We start from the raw sequence: 24,537 nt of genomic DNA, 5'->3' as shown, positions 1-24,537 counted from the left end.
CGGCTCCGGGCCGCGATCCGCACCCGCCGGGGCCGCGGGCCACCGGCCCGGCGCGACCTCGCCGTCCCCTCACGGCGCATCGCTGCCCCCAAGCGCGATCGCCGAGGCACACCACATCACCACCTGGTCTGGGCTAACTCCCCGCCAGGCGAACCGATTCAGCGGGCTACGCCCTATTTGTCGCGGCGCACGCGGGGTCGTACGTCCCCAGGTCCGCGCCGGCCGTCAGCAGGAGCGACTGCCCGCGGTCCACCTCGCACCAGATCCGCTTGCCGGCCCCCTCCTGCTGCCACCCCCAGCGGTCCGCGAGGCCGTCGACGAGTTCCAGGCCGCGGCCGTTGGTGTCGTCCCCCTCCGCGTGCCGCGGGCGCGGCGGGCGGGCGCTGGCGTCCACCACCTCGACCCGCACGGTGGCCACCACGGCGCCGGAGCCCGAGAAGCAGATCCGCAGCCGGGCCGCCGAGCCGGTGTGCACCACCGCATTGGTGACCAACTCGGAGATCAGCAGGATCAGCGTCTCGGCGAGCGGCTCGTCCGCCCCTATGCCCGACCCCGCGAGCCTCGACCGGGCCCACCGTCGGGCCCGCCCCACTTCCGCGGGGTCGGGCCGCACTTCCAACTGCACCTGAAGCACCTGCACCGCTCACACCATCCGAACCGGCGGAAACATCGCCTCGCGCCTCCACGGAATCACGGTGCGTGACTCCGGCGAAGCACAGCATGGTTGACGTTCAGTCACCGCAACAACCGCTTCGGGCATATTCCAGCGCAAGGGAGTATGCGTGCGGCATACTGTGCGACGCACAGCGCGGGGAGTCGAACATGGGGGGTCGTCGGGGCCTCGCCCGAGGCGAGCGGCGTGCAGTCGGTACCCCGGAGCCGTCCTTCCGACGGCACCGTGACCATTGCGCCACCGAACCACTCGCACCCCACGGAGGGTACCCGAGCGGGCCGCCGACTCCCGCCTGTGACGAGTCACGCCTAGGACACAACCCGATATCGACCCTCCGTGACCGCTTCTGCGTGCGGGGTCCGACATTCCGCACGCGGGCTGCCAGAGTCTGACACCGACGCCGCGTTCGCCACGCTCCGTGATCACCCGCGGGCGCCGGCGCACACCCTCACACCACCAGGGCGGCCGCCCACCGCTCCGTCGCCTCCTGCGCACCGCCCCACTGCACGGCCCGCAGCCAGGCCCGTTTGAGGTGCAGGTGGACGTCTGCCTCCCAGGTGAAGCCCATGCCGCCGTGTACCTGGAGGCAGTCCCGGGCGTTGTCCACCGCGGCCTCGTCCGCCAGCAGCTTGGCGCCCGTGACGTCGAGCGCGTCGCCGGTCACCGCCGCCGCGTAGACCGCGGCGCGGGCCAGCTCGGCGCGGACCAGCATCCCGGCGCACAGGTGCTTGACGGCCTGGAAGGAGCCGATGGGCGCGCCGAACTGGGTGCGCTGCCGGGCGTGTCCGACCGCCATCTCCACCGTCCGGGCCGCGCTGCCGAGCTGCTGGGCGGCGGTGAGCAGGGCCGCCTCGCGGCGCAACCGGGGCACGTCGAGGCCGTCGCAGGGCGTGCCGTGCGGCCAGTCGGTGACGCGGGCGAGCGGGGTGAGCGGGTCCACGGAGGCGTAGGGGGCGCGGGCGACCTCGCCGGGCACGCTCTGGCGCGCCCGGCCGACGTGCTCCGGCGCACGTCCCCCCAGGAAGATCAACAGGTCGCAGTCGGCCGGGTGTTCGCACAGCACCGGCTCGGCCGATCCGTCACACAGCGCGACGATCCGCTCTCCGGTCGCCACCCCGTCCACCGCGCCGGCCAGGAGGTGGCCGGCCACCAGCGGCCCCGGCAGCAGCGCCCGGCCGGCCTCCTCGAAGACCACGGCGGCCTCGGGCAGCCCCAGCCCGACCCCGCCGTCCGCCTCCGGCAGGCGCAGCGCGAAGAACCCGGCGTCGGCCAGTTCGCGCCACAGCGCGCGGTCCAGCGCCGGGTCGTCGACGGCCGCGCGCAGCCGGTCGCGGCCGAAGCGGCCGGTCAGCAACTCCCGGGTGCCGTCCCGCAACGCCCGTTGATCAGCGGTGAGTTGGAAGTCCACCGGCCGCTCACCGCCCCTTCGGCAGGCCGAGGATCCGCTCGGCGACGATGTTGCGCTGGATCTGCGAGGTGCCCGCGGCGATGGTGTACGACAGGGCGGAGAGCCGGTCGGCGACCCAGGGGTGCGCGGCGTCCAGCGCCTGGCCGCCGAGCACCTCGGCCGCCGCGTCGTACAGCTCCTGGCGGGCGTGCGAGTAGCGCAGCTTGAAGACCGAGCCGCCGGTGCCGGGGACGCCGCCGGTGCGCTGGGCCTCGCTGACGTTCCACTGGGTCAGCCGCCACAGGGCGGCGAACTCGACGTTCAGCCGGCCCAGTCGGCGGCGGAGCACGGCGTCGTCCCAGCGGCCGTTGGCCCGGGCAGTGCGGGCGAGTTCGGCGAGCACCCGGCGGCAGGCCACCACCTCGCCGACGAAGGCGGTGCCGCGCTCGAAGGAGAGCGTCACCACGGTCACCCGCCAGCCGTCGTGCTCGGCGCCGATGCGGTGGTCGACCGGGACCCGGACCTCGTCGAGGAACACCTCGGCGAACTCCGTGGAGCCGGCCAGCGTGCGCAGCGGCCGCACGGTCACCCCGGGGGCGTCCATCGGCATCGCCAGCCAGCTGATGCCGCGGTGCCGGGGGGCCTCGGGGTCGGTGCGGACGAGCAGTTCGCACCAGTCGGCGACCTCGGCGTGCGAGGTCCAGATCTTGCTGCCGGTCACCACGTAGTCGTCGCCGTCCCGGACCGCCCGGGTGCGCAGCGCGGCCAGGTCGGAGCCGGCGTCCGGTTCGCTGAAGCCCTGGCACCAGATCTCGTCGCCGCGCAGGATCGGCGGCAGCCAGCGGGCGCGCTGGGCGGCGGTGCCCTCGGCGGCGATGGTCGGGCCGGCGTGCAGCAGCCCGACGAAGTTGGCGCCGACGTAGGGGGCGCCGGCCTTCTCGGTCTCCTCCAGGAAGATCAGGTGCTGGGTGGGGGTGGCCCCCCGGCCGCCGGCGTCGACGGGCCAGTGCAGTCCGGCGTACCCGGCGTCGTGCAGCCTCCGCTGCCAGGCCGCGTCGTAGGCCCGCCGGCCGGGCCAGTCGGTGGCGGCGGGCTTCGGCGGCAGCTTCGGCAGCACGTCGGCGAGCCAGGTCCGCAGCAGGGCCCGGAAGGCTTCCTCCTCCTCGGTGAAGGTGAGGTCCACTAGCGGTCCCGGTGCGTCGGCGCCGGGTGGGTCCCGGGGCGGTCGGCGGGCGCGCCCGCCGTGCGGTCGGCGCCGGTGCCGCGCGGCGGCTCGGTGCGGTTCGCCATCGTTTCCCCTCACCGTGTGCCGGTCGCCCCGCACCACCCATATCTGATGCTCCGTCAGCTTCAGGCTAGCGTCGGCCCCCTGGACCGACAAGGCGTCGCCCCCTACTCTCGGGCCCTGATCTGACGCATCGTCAGCAGCGAGGCGGGGAGGCCCACATGATCGGCGGCACCCTGTGGGACCTGGTCGCCTGGCGCGCCGCCCGCACACCGGACGCCACCGCCCTGATCCAGGGCGCCGAAACCGCCCGGGACGAGTACCGGATCACCTTCGGCCACCTGCGCGAGCGCGCCGAACGGGTCGCCGCCGGACTGACCGCACACGGCGTCGGCCCCGGCAGCCGGGTGGTCTGGCAGCTCCCCACCCGGATCGAAACGGTGCTGGTCAGCCTGGCCCTGGCCCGGCTCGGCGCGGTGCAGAGCCCGGTCCTGCCGGGCTACCGCGAGCACGAGCTGGGCCAGGTGCTGCGCCGCACCCGCGCCACCCACGTGCTCGTCCCCGGCGTCCGGCGCGGCGTCGACCACACCGCGATGGCGCACCGCCTGGCCGCGCAGCTGCCCGCGCCGCCGGCCGTCGTCGAGGCGTACGACGCCCTGCCGGACGGCGACCCGGCCGTCCTGCCCCCGCCGCCCACCGACCCCGACGCCCCCCGCTGGATCCACTGGACCTCCGGCACCACCGCCGCCCCGCGCGGCGTGCTGCACACCGACCGCAGCCTGCGCACCGCCGGCAGCTGCCTGGCCGCCGCACTGCGCCTGGGCCCAAACGACGTCGGCTCGATGGCCTTCCCGTACGCCCACGTCGCCGGGCCCGACTACACCGTCATGCTGCTCACCCACGGCATCCCGGCCGTCCTGGTGGAGCACTTCGCACTGCCCGGCGCGCTCGCCCCCTACCGCCGCCACCGGGTCACCGTGGCCGGCGGCTCCACCGCCTTCTACGCCCTCTTCCTCGCCGCCCAGCGCGCCCTGCCGCCCGGGCGGCGCCTGCTCCCGGCGCTGCGCCTGCTGGCCGGCGGCGGCGCCCCCAAACCGCCCGCGCTCTACCACGAGGTGGTGGCCGAGTTGGGCTGCCAACTCACCCACGGCTACGCCCTCACCGAAGCCCCCATGGTCACCATGGGCGACCCGCACGACACCCCCGAGGCGCTGGCCACCACCGACGGCCGGCCGCCCGCCGGCATGGAGATCCGGATCGCGCCGGGAAGCGGGGAGGTCCTGCTGCGCGGCCCGGCCGTCTGCCGCGGCTACCTGGACGAACCGACCCCGTTCGACGCGGACGGCTTCCTGCACACCGGCGACCTCGGCCACCTCACCCCCACCGGGCACCTCGTCATCACCGGCCGCCTCAAGGACATCATCATCCGCAAGGGCGAGAACGTCTCCGCGCGGGAGGTCGAGGACCTCCTCTACGGCCACCCGGACATCGCGGACGCCGCGGTCATCGGGCTGCCCGACCCCGTGCGCGGCGAACTGGTCTGCGCCGTGGTCGAACAGCCCCCGGGCGCCGCCGCGTTGACGCTGACGACGGTCACCGCGCACCTGCTCGCACAGGGGCTGGCCCGGCACAAGCTCCCCGAACGACTGGAGGTGCTGCCCGCCCTGCCGCGCGGGGCGACCCTGCGCAAGGTGCTCAAGCAGGAGCTGCGGGAGCGCTTCGGGACCCCGCCCCCCACCCCTCGCGGACAGCCACGGTCCTAGATCCCCCCTACCGTCGGGCGCCATGAGCCCCGCACCCCGCACCCGGCCCCGGATCGACGCCGCCCAGCGCCGCGCCCGGCTCGGCCGGCGCCACCTGCTCGCCCCCGCCCACCGGGCAGCCACCGCCGAGGAGACCGCCGACGCGGTCGTCGCCCTGCACGCCAGCGACCCGGCCACCGTCCACCTGGCGGCCTGCGCCCGGCTGCGCGCGCCGGACCGCACGGACGTCGAACGGGCCCTGTACGACGACCGGTCGCTGGTGCGGATGTTGTGCATGCGACGCACCCTCTTCGCCCTCGGCACGGAACTGGCCCCGGTCGTCGCGTCCGCCGCGGCCCGCCCCATCGCCGCGCGGGAACGGCGCGGCCTGGTGAAGTGGGTCAGCGACGGCCTGGGGTGGGACGAGCCGCGCCTGGCGGAGGTGACGGACCGGGCGCTGGCCACACTGGCCGCCCGCGGCGAGGCGACCGCCACCGAACTCGCCGCCGACGTCCCCGAGCTGCGCGCCACCGTCGTGAACTCCCCCGGCAAGCCCTACCAGGCCACCGTCTCGGTCAACAGCCGGCTGCTGCGGGTGCTGGCCGCCGAGGGCCGCGTCCGCCGCGGCCGGCCGCGCGGCGGCTGGACCAGCAGCACCTTCCGCTGGGCACCGGGCACCGCGCTCGTCGACCTGCCCGCGCCGCCGGCCCCCGAGGCACGGGCCGCGCTCGCCCGCCGCTGGCTGACCGCGTACGGCCCGGCGACGGTCGAGGACCTCAGGTGGTGGACCGGCTGGACGCTCACCGACACCCGGCGCGCCCTGGCCGACCTCGGCGCCGCAGAGGTCACGCTGCACGGCGACGACGGCACCGCCACGCCCGGCGTCGCCCTGCCCGACGACCTCGAACCCGTGCCGGCGCCCGGACCGTGGGCCGCCCTGCTGCCCGGGCTCGACCCGACCGCGATGGGCTTCAAGGCCCGTGACTGGTACCTCGACCCGGCGCTGACGCCCCGGCTCTTCGACCGCAGCGGCAACATCGGTCCGACGGTGTGGTGGAACGGCCGGATCGTCGGCGGCTGGGCGCAGCGCCCCGACGGCGAGATCGTCTGGCACCTGCTGTCCGACGAGGCCCGGGCCGACGCCGCCGTCGACACCGCCGTCGCGGCGGAGGCGGCCCGGCTGGCGAACTGGCTCGGCGACGCCCGCGTCACCCCGCGCTTCCGCACCCCGCTGGAACGCGAACTGAGCGCGCCGTGACCCCCGACGACGCCCCGCGCCTCAGAACGCCACGGGGCGGTAGGCGCTGCTCGCCTGGGCGTAGATCCGGTCCACCTCGGTGCGGCCGGCGTCCGGGCCGATGACCAGGACGAGGTGGTAGCGGCCCTGGTCGATCATCGCGAGGTTGCGGGCGTAGACCTGGCGACCGCCGCCGTCCTTCCAGCTGAAGGTGCCCTCGGCCATCGCGGTCCGGCCCACGTCGATGCGCCGCAGCCCGGCGGCCGACGACCAGCCGGCGCCCCGGAACGCCGCCAACTCGGGCTCCGCGTCCTGCTGGTACGCCAGCGGATCGGCGCCGAACCGCGCGGTCGTGTCGCGGCCCGGCACCACCAGCAGTTCGTAGCCGCCGCCCGCGTAGCGCACCTGGCCGCTCTCCGGGCCGGTGCGGCGCTGCCAGCCCTTGGGCACCGCGATCTGGAACCCCGCGGGATCGGTGCGCAGCGCGAAGCCGGGGGCGAGGGCGCCGGGCGTGGTGGTCTGCGGCGCGCCGGCGCCCGGCGGGCGGCCGGTGCCCTTGCCGTCGCCCGCCCCGGACGACGGGACGGGGCTGCTGCCGGGCGCCGCGCCCGAGGTCCCGGAGAGGTCCGCGCCGGACGGTCCGCCCGCCGCGTCCGTCTGCGACTTCGGCAGGAACACCATGGCGTACGCGATCCCGGCCACCACCAGCAAAAGGATCACGGTGAGCAGCACCCTGCCCAGGCTGCGCGGAGCACGCTCCGCCCGCCCGGCGTCCCGCTGCGGCACGGGACCGACCCCGACCCGCCCCAGCGACTCCCCCCACTCCGGCCCCGCACCGGACACCCGCCCGGCGGACCGGGGCGCCGCGGGCGGACGGGACGCCGCGGACCGCCCGGCGGACCGCGACGGGCCCGCGGGCACGGACCGCGGACGGGCACCCGACCGCTTCGGCCGACCCCGGCGGACGAGTTCGCCCCGGCGCCGCAGAATCGGCAGCCGCCGCGGATCGGCGGGCCCCTCCAGCGCGGGCAGGGACACCATCCGACGACCGAGGTCCGGCTCCGGTGCCGTCCGCACCAGGGCCCGCAACCGAGCGCGCAGCTCCTCGGCCCCCGGCCGCCCGGCCGGATCGGAGCGGAGCAACGCCTCGATGACCGGCCGCAGCACCCCGCTCGCCGCCGCCTCGGCGGGTGCCTGCGCCCGCACCAGCCGCGCGAGTTCGACGGCGCTGTCCTCCGGGAACGGCGGCTGCCCCTGCACCGCGCGGAACAGCAGGGCGCCCACCGCCCACAGGTCCACGGCCGGCCCCGGGGGCGCACCGCCGCCGTCCACCGGCCCGGCCTGCTCCGGCGCCCAACGCTCGGTGACCGGCCCGACCACCTCCAGCCGCGCCTGCCGGGCCCGCTCGGCGGCCAAGGCGGTCAGGCCGCCCGCCGCCGCACCCACGGCACCCTCCTCGCCGGCGTCCCCGACACCGCTTGCGACGGCCGGCTTCACCAACGGAACCGCCGCGGCCGGCACCCTCGGCACCGGGTCGTACCCGCACAGCGCCTCCTGCGCCGCGCCGGCCGCCAGCCCCGTCAGCACGGCCCGTCCGTCGTCGCAGACCAGGACCGTGCGGGCGGTGACGTTGCGGTGCAGCCAGCCGTGCGCGTGCAGGGCGCGCAGCGCGGTGAGCAGGTCGGCGGCGATCTCCGCCGCACGGTGCGGGCTCAGCGTCCGCCCGGCGAGCAGCACGGCCAGCGGCCGGGCCGGCAGCAGTTCCCCGACGATCCACAGGCTGCCGTCCTGCACGAAGACGTCGAAGACCTGGTCGAGCAGGGGGTGGTCGGGGAGTTGGGCGGCGGCCGTCGCGGCCTGGAGGGCGCGCCGGACGACCGGGTCCCGCGGGTCGCGGTCGGCACCCGCCGCGGCCCCGCGCCCGGGGCGACCGGCCGGAGCCCCGCTGGCGAAACCATCCTGCGCACGCCCGTCCGCCGCGAACCCGTCCGCTCCGCCGTCGCCGCCCGCCACGATCTCGGCGTCCACCACCTCCGGCAGCGGCACCTGACGGATCAGCACCTCCTGCCCGCTGTAGGTGTCGAAGGCCCGGGTCGCGGGCGAGGGGTCGGGGCAGGAGACGTCGAAGGGGACGTCGAAACCGTCCGCTGCGGTGTCGGGCCCGTCGGCGGGCGGCCGGGCCGGCAGGCGGTAGCGCTCGGCGAGCACTCTCCCCGCGTACTCGTCCACGACGCGCCTCCCCTCAGCGTGCGCCGCTCCCGCCGGGGGCGGATGCGTACGACTGTGGACTTCTCACGATACGGGGCAGCACCGACAGTTGAGCCCGTCGGACCGCGTCGCGCGCCGTGTCCGTCCGCGCCGGCCGGGAGCCGGCCGGCGCACGGCGTCGGGTCAGTCCTTCACCGCGAAGGTGCGGAAGGCGGTGTTCCGCAGCTCCTGGCACTCCTTGTCGTCCCAGCCGCCCGCCTTGCAAGTGATCATGATGGCGTAGCCGTGGTGGTCGTCTGCGCGGAAGCCGCGGTTGAGCACCCGCACGTCCTCGCCGTGCTGCCGGCGGGTGAACGACCAGTCCGCGACGGTCGGGTAGCCGCGCCAGCCGACGGCCTTGATGCCCAGCAGGTGGTAGTTGTCGCTGGAGCCGGCCACGCTGGGTTCCAGGCTGCGCCAGGAGGCCGCGGCGTCCTGGCCGGGCGAGTCGTTGTAGTCGACCTGGATGCGCGGGAAACCGCCGGCGGCGCTGTATATGGCGCCGGAGTTCTGCCCGGCCGTGTCGGTCTGCTTGAACCCCTTCGGCATCACCATGGCGAAGTGGAACCCGCCGTTGGCAACCTGCGCGAAGCCGTCCGGGACCGCCGCCCCACCCTTCTTCCCGCCGGGCCCTTCCTTGCCGCCGCCCGGCTTCGCCCCGCCCGGCGTGGCCGCGCCGCCCGACCCGGAGTCCTGCCCCGCGTCGGTCGACGGGTTCGCGTCCCGGCTCGCGGCCGTGGCGTTGGCGTCCTTGCCGCCCTTGCCGGCGGAGTCGGAGCTGTCGCCGTTGCTGAACACCAGGGCCAGCAGCGTCCCGAGGACGACGACGACCACGACCACCCCGATGAGCAGCGTGCGGCGCGGGACGACGTCGGTCACCGAGGCGCGCGGCGGGGCGGGACGACCGTCCCCGTCGCCGGGTCTGGAGTCCGACCGGGCCGCGGCGGCGGCGTTGCGCACCGACGTCAGGGCCGCCCGCACCCGCTCCTTGGCGGCCTCCGCGTCGAAGCCGCCACGGGCCGCGGAACCGCTCGTGGCGGCCTCGGCCGCAGCCGGCTTCACCGCGGTGGTGTCCTTGCCGGACTCGCCGCCCTTGCCATCCTTACCGGACTCCCGCGCCGCCGCCGGCTTCGCCGCGGCACCGCTGCCGCCCGTCGCCTTCGGCGCCTGCCGGGCCGTGCCGGCCGCCGCACCGACCGCACCGATCGTCGGCTTCCCCTTCGGCTTCTTCGGCACGCGGGGCTTCGCGGCGGGCTTGGCGGGCCGGTCCGTGGTCCGCTCCGCCCGCGCCGGCTCCACCGGCGAGGTGGGCAGCGTCATCGCCCGCGTCGCGTCCAGCGGGGGCTCCGGCTTCGGCTCCGGGGCGTGGACGACCCCCTGGAGCAGCACCCGCGCCCCGGCCTCGTCCAGCCGGTTCGCCGGATCCTTCACCAACAGGCCGTAGATGACGTCCTCCAGCGGCCCGGCGCTCTTGGGCGTCTCGACCGGCTCGGTCATCACGGCGGTCAGGGTGGCGATCGCCGATCCCTTGTCGTACGGGGGCACGCCCTCGACGCAGGCGTACAGCAGACCGCCCAGCGACCACAGGTCGGCGGGCGGGCCCGGCTTCTGGCCGCGGGCCCGCTCCGGCGAGATGTACGAGGGCGCGCCGACCAGCATGCCGGTCGAGGTCACCGAGGGGTCGCCCTCGACCTGGGCGATGCCGAAGTCGGTGAGCACGACCCGGCCGTCGTCGGAGATCAGGACGTTGGACGGCTTCACGTCCCGGTGCAGGATGCCCTGACCGTGGGCGGCGCGCAGGACGTCGAGCACCGCGAGGCCGACCTCGGCGGCGCGCCGCGGGGTGAGCGGGCCGTCGTCGCGGACCGCTTCGGCCAGCGAGCGGCCCTCGACCAGTTCCATCACGATCCACGGCCGGTCGTCCTCGTCGACCACGTCGTAGACCGTCACCGCGCCGTTGTTGCGGATCCGGGCGATCGCCTTGGCCTCGCGCAGGGTGCGGGTGATCAGACGACGCTTCTCGTCCTCCTCGACCCCGCCGGGGAAGCGCAGCTCCTTGACCGCGACCGTGCGGCCCAGGACCTCGTCGCTGGCCCGCCAGACGGTGCCCATCCCGCCCCGGCCGAGAACATCGGCGAGCCGGTACCGGCCGGCGAGCAGCCTGCCCTCCTTGCCGTCCATCTCGACCTCGTCGCCCACTGAATCCCCTCTGCAATCCAGCCGAGTTGGCAGCCTCGATTCTCCATCGATCACCAAACTGGCCCAACTCGGACAACCCACCCTGGCAGAGCCTTCATTCTCTCTCATCCGCGGCCGTGCGGAAGGCCCGGGTGGGTGCCGGGAGGTGCCCCGCACCCGTCATGATGGCCCCGACGACGGGAGATCTTTTTGCCCCTCCGCCCGCTCCGCCCGGCCTCACCGGGCCCGTCGCGGCCGTCCGCCCGCACCGCCGTGGCCGCCCTGGCCGCCCTGCTCCTGACGGCGTGTTCGAGCACCCCGCCGGCCGCCGTGCGGTCCCCGGCCGCGCCCCGGCCGCCGGCGTCCACGGCGGTCGCGCTGCACCGCCTGGTGGCCGACGGCGCGCCCGGCGCGGCCTCGTTGGTCACCTGGGACGGCCGCCTCGCCGCCTCGCGGTTCGCCGCGGTCGGCGTGGCCGATCTGCACAGCGGCCGGAAGATGGGCCGCCTGGACCACTTCCGGGCGGGCAGCCTCACCAAGACCCTGGTCGCGACGGTGGTCCTGCAACTGGTCGGGGAGGGCCGGCTCCGGCTGGACGACCGGGTCGCCGACCACCTGCCGCCCGGCGTGCCGCTGACCGGCGCGGACGGCGCGAGCGACCTGCGCCGGGTGACGGTCCACCAGCTGCTCGACCACACGAGCGGCCTGTTCAACTACACCGACGACCCGCGCCTCGCCGAGCAGCTGTCCGGCGCCGGCTTCCCGGCCCACCGCTACGACCGCTACACCCCCGCGGAGCTGCTGCGGATCGCCCTCGACCACCCGCCGACCGCCCCGCCCGGCGCCCGCTACGCCTACTCCAACACCAACTACCTGGTCCTCGGCCTGCTCATCCAGGGCGTCACCGGCCACCCGTACGCCGACGAGCTGCGGCGCCGCATCCTGATCCCGTTCGGCCTGACCGGCACCTCGTTCCCCGGCAACAGCCCGGCCCTGCCCGCGCCGCACGGCCGCGGCTACTCCCGCATCGACGGCCGCCAGGTGGACAGCACCGCCCTCAACCCCAGCCGGGCCGGCGCCGCCGGCGAGATGGTCACCACGCTGGTCGACCTCAACCGGTTCTTCGCCGCGCTGCTCGGCGGCGAGCTGCTGGCACCCCGCCAGATGGCCGAGCTGCGCAGCGAACGGGCCACCGGCGGCCGGTACGGCCTGGGCGTCTACGCCACCCGCCTGCCCTGCGGGGTGACCGTCTGGGGCCACAACGGCGACATCAACGGCTCCTACGCCCAGACCGCGGGCACCACCGACGGCCGGCACCTGGTCAGCTACCGCGTCAACACCGACGCCCGGACCGGCCGGACCGACGGCACCGCCGTCCTGACCGCCGAGTTCTGCCCGTCCCGCGGCCGCCCGTCCCACGGCCGCCCGGACCGCCCGGACTGACCGGACCGCCCGCACCGGCGGCACCGGCGGCTACGTCAGCGGCACGATGTCCGGCGCGCCCAGCCGGGCCGCGTCGGCCGTCAGGTCGTCGGGCTGCCGCTGCGATTCGCGCTCCGCCTCCACCCGCTTCTCGTAGTGCGCGACCTCCTTCTCGACCTGCGCGCGGTCCCAGCCCAGGGCCGGCGCCATCAGCTCGGCCGCCTCCCGGGCGCTGCGGGTGCCGCGGTCGAAGGTCTCGATGGAGATCCGGGTGCGCCGGGTCAACACGTCGTCGAGGTGCCGGGCGCCCTCGTGCGTGCAGGCGTAGACCACCTCGGCGCGCAGGTAGTCGTCGGCCCCGGCGAGCGGCCGGCCGAGCGCGGGATCGGCCACCACCAGCTCCAACAGCTCCTCGGTCAGCGCCCCGTAACGGTTCAGCAGATGCTCTATCCGGGCCACGTGCAGTCCGGTCCGGGCGGCGATCCGGGCCCGCGCGTTCCACAGCGCCCGGTAGCCCTCGGCGCCGGCCAACGGCACGTCCTCGGTGACGCACTCGGCGACCCGGGCGTCCAGCGCGTGCACCGCCTCGTCCACCGCGTCCTTCGCCATCACCCGGTACGTGGTGTACTTGCCGCCCGCGACGACCACCAGGCCCGGCACCGGGTGGGCGACGGTGTGCTCCCGCGACAGCTTGCTGGTGGCGTCCGACTCGCCGGCCAGCAGCGGCCGCAGCCCGGCGTAGACGCCCTCCACGTCGTCCCGGGTGAGCGGGGTGGCCAGCACCGAGTTCACGTGCTCCAGCAGGTAGTCGATGTCGGCGCTGGAGGCCGCCGGGTGCGCCTTGTCCAGGTCCCAGTCGGTGTCCGTGGTGCCGATGATCCAGTGCCGCCCCCACGGGATGACGAAGAGCACGCTCTTCTCCGTCCGCAGGATCAACCCGGTCGTGGAGTGGATCCGGTCCTTGGGGACGACCAGGTGAATGCCCTTGGACGCCCGCACGTGGAACTGGCCGCGCTCCCCGATCAGCGCCTGGGTGTCGTCGGTCCACACGCCCGTCGCGTTGACGACCTGCCGGGCCCGGATCTCGTGCGCCACCCCGCCCTCGACGTCCTGCACCCGCGCGCCGACCACCCGCTCGCCCTCGCGCAGGAAGCCCACCACCCGCGCCCGGTTGGCGACGTGTGCCCCGTAGGCGGCCGCGGTCCGCACCAGGGTGGTGACGTAGCGCGCGTCGTCCATCTGCGCGTCGTAGTACTGCAACGCCCCGACCAGCGCGTCCTTGCGCAGACAGGGCGCCACCCGCAGCGCCCGGCGGTGCGAGAGGTGGCGGTGGACGGGCAGTCCCCGGCCGTGGCCGGAGGACACCGACATCGCGTCGTAGAGCGCCACGCCGGAGCCGGCGTACCAGCGCTCCCAGCCCTTGTGCTGGAGCGGGTAGAGGAACGGGACCGGCTTGACCAGATGCGGCGCCAGCCGCTGGAGCAGCAGCCCGCGCTCCTTCAACGCCTCCCGCACCAAGGCGAAGTCCAGCATCTCCAGGTAGCGCAGGCCGCCGTGGATGAGCTTGCTCGACCGGCTGGAGGTGCCCGACGCCCAGTCACGGGCCTCGACGAGCCCGGTGTCCAGTCCACGGGTGACGGCGTCCAGGGCGGTGCCGGCGCCGACCACGCCGGCGCCGACCACCAGCACGTCCAGTTCCCGTTCCGCCATCTGGGTGAGTGCCTTGGCGCGCTGCGCCGGTCCGAGTGTCGCTGTCTTCACCACTGCCTCCCGCTGTGATTCGGAACTGGACCCCCCGTCCGTCGATTCTGTCCGCACCTGGTTCCGGCAACCGCCTTCCGCTCGCGGTGGCAACACCCGACCAGCTTGATCCACCAATACCCATTCTGGGTCAAATATCCGCTTAGTCTACTTATGCCACTTCGGTGGGCGGCCCGCCCGCGCGGCGCCCGACCACCGCGAGGACACCGCGCAGGGCCCCCACACACTCGCTCGGGAAGGACGGCCGCAGCATGCCCGCAGATCTCGCCGTCATCGGACTCGGACACCTGGGTCTCCCCCTCGCCCAGGCCGCCACCGCCGCCGGCCTCACCACCATCGGCTACGACCCCGATCCCCGCGCGGCCGCCCTCCCCGGCGCCGGCGGCCCGCTGTCCGCCGCCGAGGTCCGCCGCCTCATCGCCGCCGGCTTCCGCACCACCACCGACCCCGGCGCACTCGGCCGGGTCCGCACCGCCGTCCTCTGCGCCCCCACCCCGCTCGACGAGGACCGCGCCCTGGACCTGTCGGCCCTCGCCGAGGCGGCCCGCACGCTGGCCACCCGACTGCGCCCGCACACCACCGTCATCCTCGAATCGGCCGGCTACCCGGGCACCACCGAGGATGTCCTGCGCCCCCTGCTCGAAGCGGGCTCCGGCCTCACCGCCGGCCGCGACTTCCACCTCGCCTGCTCCCCCGCCCGCCACGACCCCGGCAACCGCACCCACCGCTACCGCAACACCCCGAAGGTCATCGGCGGCCTCACCCCCGCCTGCACCGAAGCCGCCGCCGCCTTCTACGGGCGCCTCACCGACAAGGTGGTCCGCGCCCGCGGCCCCCGCGAGGCGGAGACCGCCCACCTGCTGGAGACCAACTACCGGCACATCAACATCGCCCTGATGAACGAGATGGCCGTCTACTGCCACGAGATCGGCGTCGACCTGTGGGACGTCATCCGCTGCGCCGAGACCAAGCCGTTCGGCTTCCAGTCGTTCCGCCCCGGCCCCGGCGTCGGCGGCCACGCCACGCCCCTCGACCCCAACCTCAGCCCCCCGCGCAGCCGTTCGACCGGCGCCCCGCTCCGGATGGTGGAACTCGCCCGGGAGATCAACGACCGGATGCCGGCCTACGTCATCCAGCGCTGCACCACGCTCCTCAACGAGCACGGCAAGTCCGCCCGCGGCGCCCGCATCCTGCTGCTCGGCGTCACCTACAAGCCCGACCTCGCCGACCTGGCCGGCACCCCCGCCCGCGAGGTCGCCGCCCGCCTGCGCACCCTGGGCGCCCACCTCACGTACCACGACCCCTACGTCCCGCAGTGGGAGGTCGACGGCCGCCAGGTCCCCCGCGCCGAGTCCCTCTACGACGCCGCCTCCGCCGCCGACCTGACGGTGCTGCTCCAACCGCACCGCACGTACGACCTCCAGGGCCTGGCCGTCAAGGCCCAACTCCTCCTGGACACCCGCGGCGCCACCCCCACCGGCGCCGCCCACCGCCTCTGAACACGACGAAGCCCGGCCGCACCCCAGCACGACCGGGCTTCACCCACCGACACCGTGGGACCGCCACGCAACAGAAGGGGTCGGGTCCGGGGTGCGGGTCGTTCGGACGTAAAGCGCAGCAGTCCGAACGACCCGCACCCCGGACCCGACCCCGAAACCCACCACGAGCGAAGGCCGCCCCGCAGAAGACGGAGCGGCCCGACGCACGGCGGGAAGGCCGAAGCCCGTGGCGACTACCGCCGCGGCGCCACCGTGACCTCCACCCGCTGGAACTCCTTCAGCTCGGAGTACCCCGTGGTGGCCATCGCCCGGCGCAGCGCACCGAAGAAGTTCATCGTCCCGTCCGGCGTGGTCGACGGACCGCAGAGGATCTCCTCCGTCGTGCCGACCGCACCGAGGTCCACCCGCTTGCCGCGCGGCACGTCCTCGTGGACCGCCTCCATGCCCCAGTGGTGGCCACGGCCCGGCGCGTCCGTCGCGCGCGCCAGCGGCGAACCCATCATCACCGCGTCCGCACCGCAGGCGATCGCCTTGGGCAGGTCGCCGGAGTAGCCCACGCCACCGTCGGCGATCACGTGCACGTACCGGCCGCCGGACTCGTCCATGTAGTCCCGGCGGGCGGCGGCGACGTCGGCCACCGCGGTCGCCATCGGCACCTGGATGCCCAGGACGTTGCGGGTGGTGTGCGCCGCCCCGCCGCCGAAGCCGACCAGCACGCCCGCCGCGCCGGTCCGCATCAGGTGCAGCGCCGCGGTGTACGTCGCGCAACCGCCGACGATCACCGGCACGTCCAGCTCGTAGATGAACTGCTTGAGGTTCAGCGGCTCGGCGGCGCTGGAGACGTGCTCGGCGGAGACCGTCGTCCCGCGGATCACGAAGATGTCCACGCCGGCGTCCACAACCGCCTTGGAGAACTGCGCGGTGCGCTGCGGGGAGAGCGCGGCGGCGGTGACCACACCGGCCTCGCGCACCTCCTTGATCCGCTGCCCGATCAGCTCTTCCTTGATCGGCGCGGCGTAGATCTCCTGGAGCCGCTTGGTGGCGGCGGCGCCGTCCAGCTCCGCGATCTCCGCCAGCAGCGGCTCGGGGTCCTCGTAGCGGGTCCACAGCCCTTCGAGGTTGAGCACGCCGAGGCCGCCCAGCTCACCGATGCGGATCGCGGTCTGCGGGGAGACCACCGAATCCATCGGGGCCGCCAGGAACGGCAGCTCGAAGCGGTAGGCGTCGATCTGCCAGGCGATCGAGACCTCCTTCGGGTCGCGGGTGCGCCGACTGGGTACCACGGCGATGTCGTCGAACGCGTATGCCCGGCGGCCGCGCTTGCCGCGCCCGATCTCGATCTCAGTCACTGGTTCTGCCTTCCTACGGATACGCCCCCAGTATCCCCGACGGGGAAGACTGGGGGCGCATCCGGCCGCCACGCGGCGAAGCCGGCGGCGGACCGGCCGTCAGCTGCGCGCGTAGTTGGGCGCCTCGGTGACCATCTGCACGTCGTGCGGGTGGCTCTCCTTCAGACCGGCGGCGGTGATCCGCACGAACCGGCCCTTCTCCTTGAGCTCGGGGACGTCGGCCGACCCGACGTAGCCCATGGAGGCGCGCAGACCGCCGACGAGCTGGTGCGCGACCGAGGCCAGCGGGCCGCGGTAGGGCACCTGGCCCTCGATGCCCTCCGGCACCAGCTTGTCCTCGGAGAGCACGTTGTCCTGGAAGTAGCGGTCCTTCGAGAACGACTGCGCCTGGCCGCGCGACTGCATCGCGCCCAGCGAGCCCATGCCCCGGTACGACTTGAACTGCTTGCCGTTGACGAAGACCATCTCGCCCGGCGACTCCTCGCAGCCGGCCAGCAGCGAACCGAGCATCACGGTGTCCGCACCGGCCGCGATCGCCTTGGCGATGTCACCGGAGAACTGCAGACCGCCGTCGCCGATCAGCGGCACGCCCGCCGCGTGGCACGCCTGCGCGGCCTCGTAGATCGCGGTGACCTGCGGGACGCCGATGCCGGCGACCACCCGCGTGGTGCAGATGGAGCCGGGGCCGACGCCGACCTTCACGCCGTCCACGCCCGCGTCGATCAGCGCCTGGGCGCCCTCGCGGGTGGCGACGTTGCCGCCGACGACGTCGACGGTGATGTTGGACTTGACCTTGGAGATCATGTCGAGGATGCCGCGGCTGTGGCCGTGCGCGCTGTCGATGACCAGGAAGTCCGCGCCCGCCTCGACCAGCGCCTGCGCCCGGTCGTAGGCGGAGTCGCCGACGCCCACCGCGGCACCGACGATCAGCCGGCCCTCGGCGTCCTTCGCGGCGTTCGGGTACTTCTCCGCCTTGACGAAGTCCTTGACCGTGATCAGGCCCTTGAGCACGCCCGCGTCGTCGACCAGCGGCAGCTTCTCGATCTTGTGGCGGCGCAGCAGCTGGATGGCGTCCTCGCCCGAGATGCCGACCTTGCCGGTGACCAGCGGCATCGGCGTCATGACCTCGCGGACCTGACGGCGGCGGTCCATCTCGAAGGCCATGTCGCGGTTGGTCACGATGCCCAGCAGCTTGCCCGCGCCGTCGGTGACCGGCACCCCGCTGATCCGGAACTTGGCACACAGCGCGTCCGCCTCGGTCAGCGGCGCGTCCGGCCGGACCGTGATCGGGTCGGTGACCATGCCGGACTCGGAGCGCTTGACCAGGTCGACCTGGTTGGCCTGGTCCTCGATCGACAGGTTGCGGTGCAGGACGCCCGCACCGCCCTGACGCGCCATGGCGATCGCCATCCGCGCCTCGGTGACCTTGTCCATCGCGGCCGAGAGCAACGGGATGTTCACCCGGACGTTCCGCGAGACGCGGGAGGCGGTGTTCACGGTGTTGGGCAGGACCTCCGACGCGCCGGGCAGCAGCAGCACGTCGTCGTACGTCAGCCCGAGCATGGCGAATTTGGCGGGCATACCCTCGACGTTGTCACTCATGACACCTTCCCCAATGCTCTTGCCTCAGCGCGGACTCCCATGCTAACGGCCTTGTAGGGTGGTCCCATTCCACGAGCAATGAGGGGCTCGTCACTCGTGCTTTCCTACGGCGACTTCCCGCCGCACGGCGGATTCACGACACGTAGGACCACGGCGGACGCAGCACGCTCCGCGGGCTACTGCTCGGCCAGTGCCCGCAGTCGGCTCAGTGCGCGGTGCTGGGCGACCCGCACCGCGCCGGGCGACATCCCCAGCATCTGCCCGGTCTCCTCGGCCGTGAGCCCCACCGCCACCCGCAGCAGGACCAGCTCCCGCTGGTTCTCCGGCAGATTGGCCAGCAGCTTCTTGGCCCATTCGGCGTCGCTGCTCAGCAGCGCCCGCTCCTCGGGACCCAGCGAGTCGTCCGGCTGCTCGGGCATCTCGTCCGACGGCACGGCGGTACTGCCCGGGTGCCGCATCGCGGCCCGCTGGAGATCGGCGACCTTGTGCCCGGCGATGGCGAAGACGAACGCCTCGAAGGGCTTGCCGGTGTCGCGGTAGCGGGGCAGCGCGCACAGCACCGCGACGCACACCTCCTGCGCCAGGTCCTCGACGAAGTGCCGGGCGTCGCCGGGCAGCCGGGAGAGCCGGGTGCGGCAGTAGCGCAGGGCGAGCGGATGGACGTGGGCCAGCAGATCGTGGGTGGCCTGCTGGTCACCCTCGACGGCGTGTGCGACGAGAGCGCCGATCTCCTGCTTCCCGTCATCGCGCATCGGTCCATGGTGCCTTGACGGCGAACGATCCGCGGCATCAGGTCCACGCTTGTGCGCCGAAGCGTTATGCGCGGCAGGTGCGCCGGGTGTCATCTCCTGCGCCCTCCCCTCGTGCCCGAACGACCCGTCCCCGAGGAACTCCATGCCTCAAGCATGCGGCACCGCGCGGGGAATCGGGCCGCCGTGGCGCCCGCCGGCAGGCGGGGCATCATGCCGCCCCGCCCGCCACAGGGCGGGCGGGGATCTTCATTCCCCCGCATCGCTGCACGTCACGACGGTTCAGCGGACCAGCCCCCAGCGGAAACCGAGCGCCACCGCATGCGCCCGGTCGGAGGCGCCCAACTTCTTGAAGAGCCGCCGCGCGTGCGTCTTGACGGTGTCCTCGGAGAGAAACAGCTCACGTCCGATCTCGGCGTTGGAGCGGCCGTGACTCATGCCCTCCAGCACCTGGATCTCGCGGGCAGTCAGTGTCGGCGCGGCGCCCATCTCGGCGGACCGCAGCCGGCGCGGGGCGAGCCGCCACGTCGGGTCCGCCAGGGCCTGCGTCACCGTCGCGCGCAGCTCGGCGCGCGAGGCGTCCTTGTGCAGATAGCCGCGGGCGCCGGCGGCGACCGCGAGCGCGACCCCGTCGAGGTCCTCGGCCACCGTGAGCATGATGATCCGGGCACCGGGATCGGCGGACAGCAGCCGACGCACGGTCTCGACACCGCCGAGGCCGGGCATCCGCACGTCCATCAGAATCAGGTCCGAGCGGTCGGCCCCCCAGCGTCGGAGGACCTCCTCGCCATTGGCCGCGGTGGTCACGCGCTCGACACCGGGCACGGTCGCAACCGCCCGTCGAAGCGCCTCTCGGGCAAGCGGGGAGTCGTCGCAGACGAGGACGGATGTCATGACCGCCCTCCGCAGCTGATGCGCGTCACCTTGAGCCTCCAGGCTGGTACGTATCGTCACCTGGGCGATTGACGAACCCCTCGGACACCTGCCCGAGGGCTACCTCTGCCAACCGCCTCCGCACACTCAACGACGGTCACTCGAAAGAGTTACGGCTTCGGCGACCGAGTTCAGCACGCTCCGTGAGGAGCCGGATACGCAGACGACTCACTGAGCAGTCGGCATCCGCGCGTGCACCCTATGCCCTATTTGGCTCTGTTTCTTCCATTTTGGCGTTGACTGCGGCTAGATTCGCAATGAGTCATATTTACATCTACTTAGACAGTAGATGTACCGTCGTGAGCACCGAGCCCGCTCCGCATCGCCTCCGAGGGGACAAGCAATGGCAGATTTCTCCCGCCTCCCGGGCCCGAACGCAGACCTCTGGGACTGGCAGCTGCTCGCCGCCTGCCGCGGCGTGGACAGCTCGCTCTTCTTCCATCCCGAAGGCGAGCGAGGGGCGGCCCGCAGCGCGCGGGAGGCGTCGGCGAAGGAGGTCTGCATGCGCTGCCCCGTGCGGGCCCAGTGCGCGGCGCACGCGCTGGCCGTCCGCGAGCCCTACGGCGTGTGGGGCGGCCTCACGGAGGACGAGCGCGAGGAACTCATGGGCCGGGCCCGCCACCGGATGGTCCCGGCCAGCTCGTTGCCCGGCCACGCGAGCATGCCGGGCGCCTGACCCCCGCCACGACCCACCGTTCGAAGAAACGTTCCTGCACGGCTCACGCCACGTAGGGCGCGCCCCGCCCCTCGGGGCCCGCGGCCGTCACCGGCCCGCGGCGTCCGCCAGCTGGTCCAGCATCGCCCCGACCGCGGGCACATGCGCCAGGTCCGGCAGCGTGAGCGCGACGATCTCGCGGTGCACGGCCGGCTCCATCCGGACCGCCACCGCCCCCTTGGGCCGCACCGACTCCAGGGTCAGCTCGGGCAGGGCCGCGACCCCCAGACCCGCCCCGACCAGGCCGATCACCGCCGGGTAGTCGTCGGTGGCGAAGTCGATGCGCGGGGTGAACCCGGCCCGCTCGCAGACCTCGACCAGGTGCGTGCGGCAGCGCGGGCAGCCCGCGATCCACGGCTCGTCGGCCAGGTCCGCGAAGCACGCGGTGCCGGCCCGGGCCAGCCGGTGGCCCTCCGGCACCAGTCCGACCAGCCGGTCCGACAGGACCGGCCGGACCACCAGGTCGGCCCACTCCGCGCCGGCGGACGGATCGGCGCCGGGCACCTCCGGGTAGCGGAAGGCCAGCGCGATCTCGCAGTCACCGTTGCGCAGCAGGTCGATCGAGCGCGGCGGTTCGGCCTCGTCCAGCGACACCCGGACCCGCGGGTGCGCGGCCCGCATCCGGGCCAGCGCGGTCGGCACCAGCGTCGAGCTGCCGGACGGGAACGACACCAGCCGCACCCGGCCCGCGCGCAGCCCCGCGATCGCCGCGACCTCGTCCTCGGCCGCGGTGAGCCCCGCCAGGATGCCGGCCGCATGCCGGACCAGGGCTTCACCCGCCTGCGTCAACCGCATCTCGCGTCCCGTGCGCACCAGCAGCGGGGTGCCGGCGGACTGTTCCAGGGCCTTCATCTGCTGACTGACCGCGGGCTGGGTGCAGCCGAGTTCCCGTGCGGCGGCGGAGAAGGAACCGGTCCGGGCCACGGCGCGCAGCACCCGCAGATGACGAGCTTCGATCACCCTTCAAGCATAAGCGAATCTTGGACAGACCGTGAAAAATCGAAAGACGCCTTTTGTCGGATGTCTTACCGTACGAACATGAACGCGAAGCTGCTGTCCGTGAACGTGGGGCGGGCCTTCGCCGCTCCGTACACCTCCGCCGAGGGCGGCACCGGCATCGACAAACGCCCCGTGGCCGGCCCCGTCGCGGTGACCGCCCCCGGCCCCAAGGGCATCGGCGGCAGCGGCCTCGCCGGCGACGCGGTGGTGGACCGGCGCCACCACGGCGGCGACGACCAGGCCGTCTACGCCTACGCCCGTGAGGACCTCGACGACTGGCAGCGGCAGCTGGACCGCGCACTGCCCAACGGCGTCTTCGGCGAGAACCTCACCACCACCGGCCTGGACGTCACCGACGCCCGGGTCGGCGAACGCTGGCGCGTCGGGCCCGAACTGTTGCTGGAGGTCACCAACCCGCGGATCCCCTGCCGCACGTTCCAGGGCTGGCTGGACGAGCGCGGCTGGATCAAGCGGTTCACCGCGGCCGCGACGCCCGGCGCGTACCTGCGGGTGCTGGAGGCCGGGGAGATCCGGGCCGGCGACCCGGTGCGCGTCGAGCACCGGCCCGACCACGACGTCACCGTCGCGCTGATGTTCCGCGCCCTGACCACCCGGCGCGAACTGCTGCCGCGCCTGCTGGAGGCGGGCGATCCGCTGCCGGCGGAGGCCCGGGCGACCGTGCTGAAGCACCGTGCGCGGACGGCGAACTGACGGCGCGGGGCCCGGTCGCCCGGGCCCCGGAGCGCAACCCCTCGCGGCGGACGGGCGTCAACTCCCCTACTGAGGGCCGTACTTCCGGCCGGTGCGCGAGGTGAGCCCGCCGATCAGGCCGCGCGGCGCGAGCTTCACGGCGCCCATCAGGGCCTTGTAGCGCGGGTCCGGGATGGACAGCGACTTGCCGCGCGCCAGGTCCTTCATGGCCGCGTCGACGAGGTTGTCCGCGTCGAGCCACATCCAGCCCGGGATGTTGTCCGTCCCCATCCCGGCCCGCTGGTGGAACTCGGTCCGCACGAAGCCCGGGCACAGCGCCATCAGGCGCACCCCGCTGCCGGCCAGGTCGCGGGCGGCGCCCTGGGTGAACTGCACGACCCACGCCTTGCTCGCGCCGTACGTGCCGCGCGGGACGAACGCCGCGACCGAGGCCACGTTCACCACGGCGCCGCGCCGGCGCTCGCGCATCCCGCGCACCGCGGCCGTGGTCAGCCGCAGCACCGCCTCGCAGTGCACCTTGAGCATCGCCAACTCGTCGGCCATCGGGACTTCGAGGTACTCGCCCTTGTTGCCGAAGCCGGCGTTGTTGACCAGCAGGTCCACCGGGTGCTTGGGGTCCGCCAGGCGCGCCTCGACGGCGGCGATCCCCTCTTCGGTCGCCAGGTCGGCGCTGAGCACCTCCGCCTCGATCCCGTGCCGGTCGTGCAGTTCGGTGGCCTGCTCGCGGAGCCGCTTCTCGTCGCGGGCCACCAGCACCACGCTGTGCCCGTCGCCCGCGAGTCGACGGGCGAACGCGGCGCCGATGCCGGCCGTCGCTCCTGTGATCAGTGCAGTCGTCATACCGGAACGGTAGCGGGGCGGCGGGGCGTGTCCCGTGGTGCCCGGGGCGGCGTGTGGCCGCCGGCGGGGTGCGGCGGTGCGCCGCCGGGGGGATTGCCCGCCGTCGCGACGGGCAATCAGCAACCGCCGGGGCGGCGGGAGCCGCGCGCCGCCCGCCACCACGCACGAGGAGTCGACAGATGCGCCCAGCCCTTCTCCTGGCCATGGGGCCAGGCATCGCCGAACGGCTGCTCGGGCCGCCGCAGCGGGCCCGGTTGGCCCGCCTGGCCCGTACGGACGACCGGCTCGTCGCGCACGACCTGGCCGCGCCGGAGCCCGCGGTCGCGGCGGCCCTGGCCACCGCGGAGGTGCTGCTGACCTGCTGGGGCGCGCCGCCGCTCACCGCCCGGGTGCTGGCCGCGGCGCCCCGACTGCGGGCCGTCGTGCACGCCGCCGGATCGGTCAAGCACCATGTCACCGACGCCTGTTGGGACCGCGGCCTCGTCGTCAGCTCGGCGGCCGCGGCGAACGCGCGGCCGGTCGCGGAGTACACCCTGGCCGCCATCCTGTTCGCCAACAAACGGGTGCTGCCCGCCGCGCACCGCTACCGCACCCTGCGCACCCACCACGACTGGCTGCGCGAACTGGACGGCGCCGGCAACCACGGCCGCACCGTGGGGATCGTCGGCGCCTCCCGCATCGGCCGCCGCGTCATCGAACTGTTGCGCCCGTTCGCGCTGCGGGTGCTGCTCCACGACCCGTTCGTGACCGCACGGGAGGCGGCGCTGTGGGGCGTCCAGAAGGTCGCGCTGGCCGAGCTGTGCGCGGGCAGCGACGTGGTGAGCGTGCATGCGCCGGAGCTGCCCGCCACCCGGCACCTGATCGGCGCCCGCGAGCTGGCCCTGATGCCGGACGGGGCGACGCTGGTCAACACCGCGCGGGGGTCCCTCGTCGACGGGGCGGCGCTGCTCGCCGAGCTGTCCAGCGGCCGGCTCGGTGCGGTGCTGGACGTCACCGAGCCCGAACTCCCGCCCGCCGACTCGCCGTTGTACGACCTGCCGAACGTGTTGCTCACCCCGCACGTGGCCGGCTCCCTGGGCACCGAGCTGCACCGGATGGCCGACCACGCCCTGGACGAGCTCGAACGGTACGCATCGGGGCGGCCGTTCGCGGATCCGGTGCGGCGGGAGGGGCTGGGGCACTCGGCCTGACGCATCGTCAGATTCGAGGGTCCGGCGAGGTCCGGGTACGGACGAGGCCCGGTCCCGCGGGGAGCGGAACCGGGCCTC

General features: G+C 74.3%; 19 protein-coding genes. 7 read left to right on the top strand and 12 right to left on the bottom strand.

From position 1 onward, the window contains the following. Positions 1 to 166: 166 nt before the first annotated feature. From ABD385_RS30930 to ABD385_RS30920, 3 genes are all read right to left on the bottom strand, one after another. Complete coding sequence (locus tag ABD385_RS30930; protein WP_344582258.1) at positions 167 to 640, bottom strand: ATP-binding protein; 474 nt, start codon at positions 638 to 640, stop codon at positions 167 to 169. 481 nt (positions 641 to 1,121) lie between these two features. Next, positions 1,122 to 2,081 carry an acyl-CoA dehydrogenase family protein gene (locus ABD385_RS30925; protein ID WP_344582256.1) on the bottom strand — a complete coding sequence of 320 codons (960 nt, stop codon included), beginning with the start codon at positions 2,079 to 2,081 and terminating at the stop codon, positions 1,122 to 1,124. A 7-nt stretch (positions 2,082 to 2,088) separates the two neighbouring features. Then, positions 2,089 to 3,243, bottom strand: coding sequence for an acyl-CoA dehydrogenase (locus ABD385_RS30920; RefSeq protein WP_344582255.1), 1,155 nt, complete (start codon positions 3,241 to 3,243; stop codon positions 2,089 to 2,091). A 263-nt stretch (positions 3,244 to 3,506) separates the two neighbouring features. Between ABD385_RS30920 and ABD385_RS30915 the strand changes: the two genes are divergently transcribed. Both ABD385_RS30915 and ABD385_RS30910 read left to right on the top strand, forming a co-directional pair. Next, complete coding sequence (locus ABD385_RS30915) at positions 3,507 to 5,048, top strand: class I adenylate-forming enzyme family protein (protein WP_344582253.1); 1,542 nt, start codon at positions 3,507 to 3,509, stop codon at positions 5,046 to 5,048. A gap of 22 nt (positions 5,049 to 5,070) precedes the next feature. Beyond that, a complete protein-coding gene (locus ABD385_RS30910; protein WP_344582251.1) occupies positions 5,071 to 6,285 on the top strand; it encodes a winged helix DNA-binding domain-containing protein in 1,215 nt (404 codons plus the stop codon). A gap of 21 nt (positions 6,286 to 6,306) precedes the next feature. Here the strand turns inward: ABD385_RS30910 and ABD385_RS30905 are convergent, their stop codons facing one another. Both ABD385_RS30905 and ABD385_RS30900 read right to left on the bottom strand, forming a co-directional pair. After that, positions 6,307 to 8,493 (bottom strand): protein kinase, encoded by a 2,187-nt coding sequence (locus ABD385_RS30905; RefSeq protein WP_344582250.1) that lies wholly within the window; start codon positions 8,491 to 8,493, stop codon positions 6,307 to 6,309. Positions 8,494 to 8,655: 162 nt separating this feature from the next. Next, the gene (locus ABD385_RS30900) at positions 8,656 to 10,710 is read right to left on the bottom strand and encodes a serine/threonine-protein kinase (RefSeq protein WP_344582248.1); all 2,055 of its coding nucleotides are present in this window, start codon (positions 10,708 to 10,710) and stop codon (positions 8,656 to 8,658) included. A gap of 189 nt (positions 10,711 to 10,899) precedes the next feature. Between ABD385_RS30900 and ABD385_RS30895 the strand changes: the two genes are divergently transcribed. Continuing rightward, positions 10,900 to 12,132, top strand: coding sequence for a serine hydrolase domain-containing protein (locus ABD385_RS30895; protein ID WP_344582246.1), 1,233 nt, complete (start codon positions 10,900 to 10,902; stop codon positions 12,130 to 12,132). Positions 12,133 to 12,162: 30 nt separating this feature from the next. Here the strand turns inward: ABD385_RS30895 and ABD385_RS30890 are convergent, their stop codons facing one another. Then, positions 12,163 to 13,872, bottom strand: coding sequence for a glycerol-3-phosphate dehydrogenase/oxidase (locus ABD385_RS30890; protein ID WP_344582244.1), 1,710 nt, complete (start codon positions 13,870 to 13,872; stop codon positions 12,163 to 12,165). A gap of 251 nt (positions 13,873 to 14,123) precedes the next feature. Here ABD385_RS30890 and ABD385_RS30885 point away from each other — a divergent pair, with 251 nt between their 5' ends. Further along, positions 14,124 to 15,371, top strand: coding sequence for a nucleotide sugar dehydrogenase (locus ABD385_RS30885; protein WP_344582242.1), 1,248 nt, complete (start codon positions 14,124 to 14,126; stop codon positions 15,369 to 15,371). Between the two features lie 233 nt (positions 15,372 to 15,604). On the opposite strand, the gene ABD385_RS30880 is transcribed toward ABD385_RS30885, so the two are convergent. The 4 genes from ABD385_RS30880 to ABD385_RS30865 form a co-directional block, all read right to left on the bottom strand. After that, positions 15,605 to 16,720 carry a GuaB3 family IMP dehydrogenase-related protein gene (locus ABD385_RS30880; RefSeq protein ID WP_344582240.1) on the bottom strand — a complete coding sequence of 372 codons (1,116 nt, stop codon included), beginning with the start codon at positions 16,718 to 16,720 and terminating at the stop codon, positions 15,605 to 15,607. Positions 16,721 to 16,819: 99 nt separating this feature from the next. Next, complete coding sequence (guaB, locus tag ABD385_RS30875; RefSeq protein WP_344582239.1) at positions 16,820 to 18,322, bottom strand: IMP dehydrogenase; 1,503 nt, start codon at positions 18,320 to 18,322, stop codon at positions 16,820 to 16,822. Between the two features lie 176 nt (positions 18,323 to 18,498). Further along, entirely contained in the window at positions 18,499 to 19,074 is a 576-nt protein-coding gene (locus ABD385_RS30870) for a sigma-70 family RNA polymerase sigma factor (protein WP_344582237.1), read from the bottom strand. 279 nt (positions 19,075 to 19,353) lie between these two features. Further along, positions 19,354 to 19,965 (bottom strand): response regulator transcription factor, encoded by a 612-nt coding sequence (locus ABD385_RS30865; RefSeq protein ID WP_003948568.1) that lies wholly within the window; start codon positions 19,963 to 19,965, stop codon positions 19,354 to 19,356. Positions 19,966 to 20,347: 382 nt separating this feature from the next. On the opposite strand from ABD385_RS30865, the gene ABD385_RS30860 reads away from it, so the two are divergent. After that, positions 20,348 to 20,680 carry a WhiB family transcriptional regulator gene (locus ABD385_RS30860; protein ID WP_016571318.1) on the top strand — a complete coding sequence of 111 codons (333 nt, stop codon included), beginning with the start codon at positions 20,348 to 20,350 and terminating at the stop codon, positions 20,678 to 20,680. 87 nt (positions 20,681 to 20,767) lie between these two features. Here ABD385_RS30860 and ABD385_RS30855 read toward each other — a convergent pair whose 3' ends face one another. Further along, on the bottom strand, positions 20,768 to 21,679 hold the full coding sequence (locus tag ABD385_RS30855) for a LysR family transcriptional regulator (protein WP_344582234.1): 912 nt from the start codon (positions 21,677 to 21,679) through the stop codon (positions 20,768 to 20,770). Positions 21,680 to 21,757: 78 nt separating this feature from the next. Here ABD385_RS30855 and ABD385_RS30850 point away from each other — a divergent pair, with 78 nt between their 5' ends. Then, positions 21,758 to 22,429, top strand: coding sequence for an MOSC domain-containing protein (locus ABD385_RS30850; RefSeq protein WP_425585515.1), 672 nt, complete (start codon positions 21,758 to 21,760; stop codon positions 22,427 to 22,429). A 66-nt stretch (positions 22,430 to 22,495) separates the two neighbouring features. On the opposite strand, the gene ABD385_RS30845 is transcribed toward ABD385_RS30850, so the two are convergent. Then, entirely contained in the window at positions 22,496 to 23,269 is a 774-nt protein-coding gene (locus ABD385_RS30845; RefSeq protein WP_344582231.1) for an SDR family NAD(P)-dependent oxidoreductase, read from the bottom strand. A gap of 179 nt (positions 23,270 to 23,448) precedes the next feature. Between ABD385_RS30845 and ABD385_RS30840 the strand changes: the two genes are divergently transcribed. Then, on the top strand, positions 23,449 to 24,459 hold the full coding sequence (locus tag ABD385_RS30840; RefSeq protein WP_344582229.1) for a hydroxyacid dehydrogenase: 1,011 nt from the start codon (positions 23,449 to 23,451) through the stop codon (positions 24,457 to 24,459). The last annotated feature ends 78 nt before the right edge of the window (positions 24,460 to 24,537 follow it).

This window comes from Streptomyces lunalinharesii, assembly GCF_039532155.1.
GTDB lineage: Bacteria > Actinomycetota > Actinomycetes > Streptomycetales > Streptomycetaceae > Streptomyces > Streptomyces lunalinharesii.
This window is presented reverse-complemented; position numbering and strand designations above follow the sequence as displayed.

Bases quoted from the DNA above. Each gene is read 5' to 3' on its own strand.
- ABD385_RS30915 (WP_344582253.1), top strand. From the start codon at position 3,507: ATGATCGGCGGCACCCTGTGGGACCTGGTCGCCTGGCGCGCCGCCCGC.
- ABD385_RS30910 (WP_344582251.1), top strand. From the start codon at position 5,071: ATGAGCCCCGCACCCCGCACCCGGCCCCGGATCGACGCCGCCCAGCGC.
- ABD385_RS30885 (WP_344582242.1), top strand. From the start codon at position 14,124: ATGCCCGCAGATCTCGCCGTCATCGGACTCGGACACCTGGGTCTCCCC.
- guaB (WP_344582239.1), bottom strand. From the start codon at position 18,322: ATGAGTGACAACGTCGAGGGTATGCCCGCCAAATTCGCCATGCTCGGG.
- ABD385_RS30870 (WP_344582237.1), bottom strand. From the start codon at position 19,074: ATGCGCGATGACGGGAAGCAGGAGATCGGCGCTCTCGTCGCACACGCC.
- ABD385_RS30865 (WP_003948568.1), bottom strand. From the start codon at position 19,965: ATGACATCCGTCCTCGTCTGCGACGACTCCCCGCTTGCCCGAGAGGCG.
- ABD385_RS30860 (WP_016571318.1), top strand. From the start codon at position 20,348: ATGGCAGATTTCTCCCGCCTCCCGGGCCCGAACGCAGACCTCTGGGAC.
- ABD385_RS30850 (WP_425585515.1), top strand. From the start codon at position 21,758: ATGAACGCGAAGCTGCTGTCCGTGAACGTGGGGCGGGCCTTCGCCGCT.
- ABD385_RS30845 (WP_344582231.1), bottom strand. From the start codon at position 23,269: ATGACGACTGCACTGATCACAGGAGCGACGGCCGGCATCGGCGCCGCG.
- ABD385_RS30840 (WP_344582229.1), top strand. From the start codon at position 23,449: ATGCGCCCAGCCCTTCTCCTGGCCATGGGGCCAGGCATCGCCGAACGG.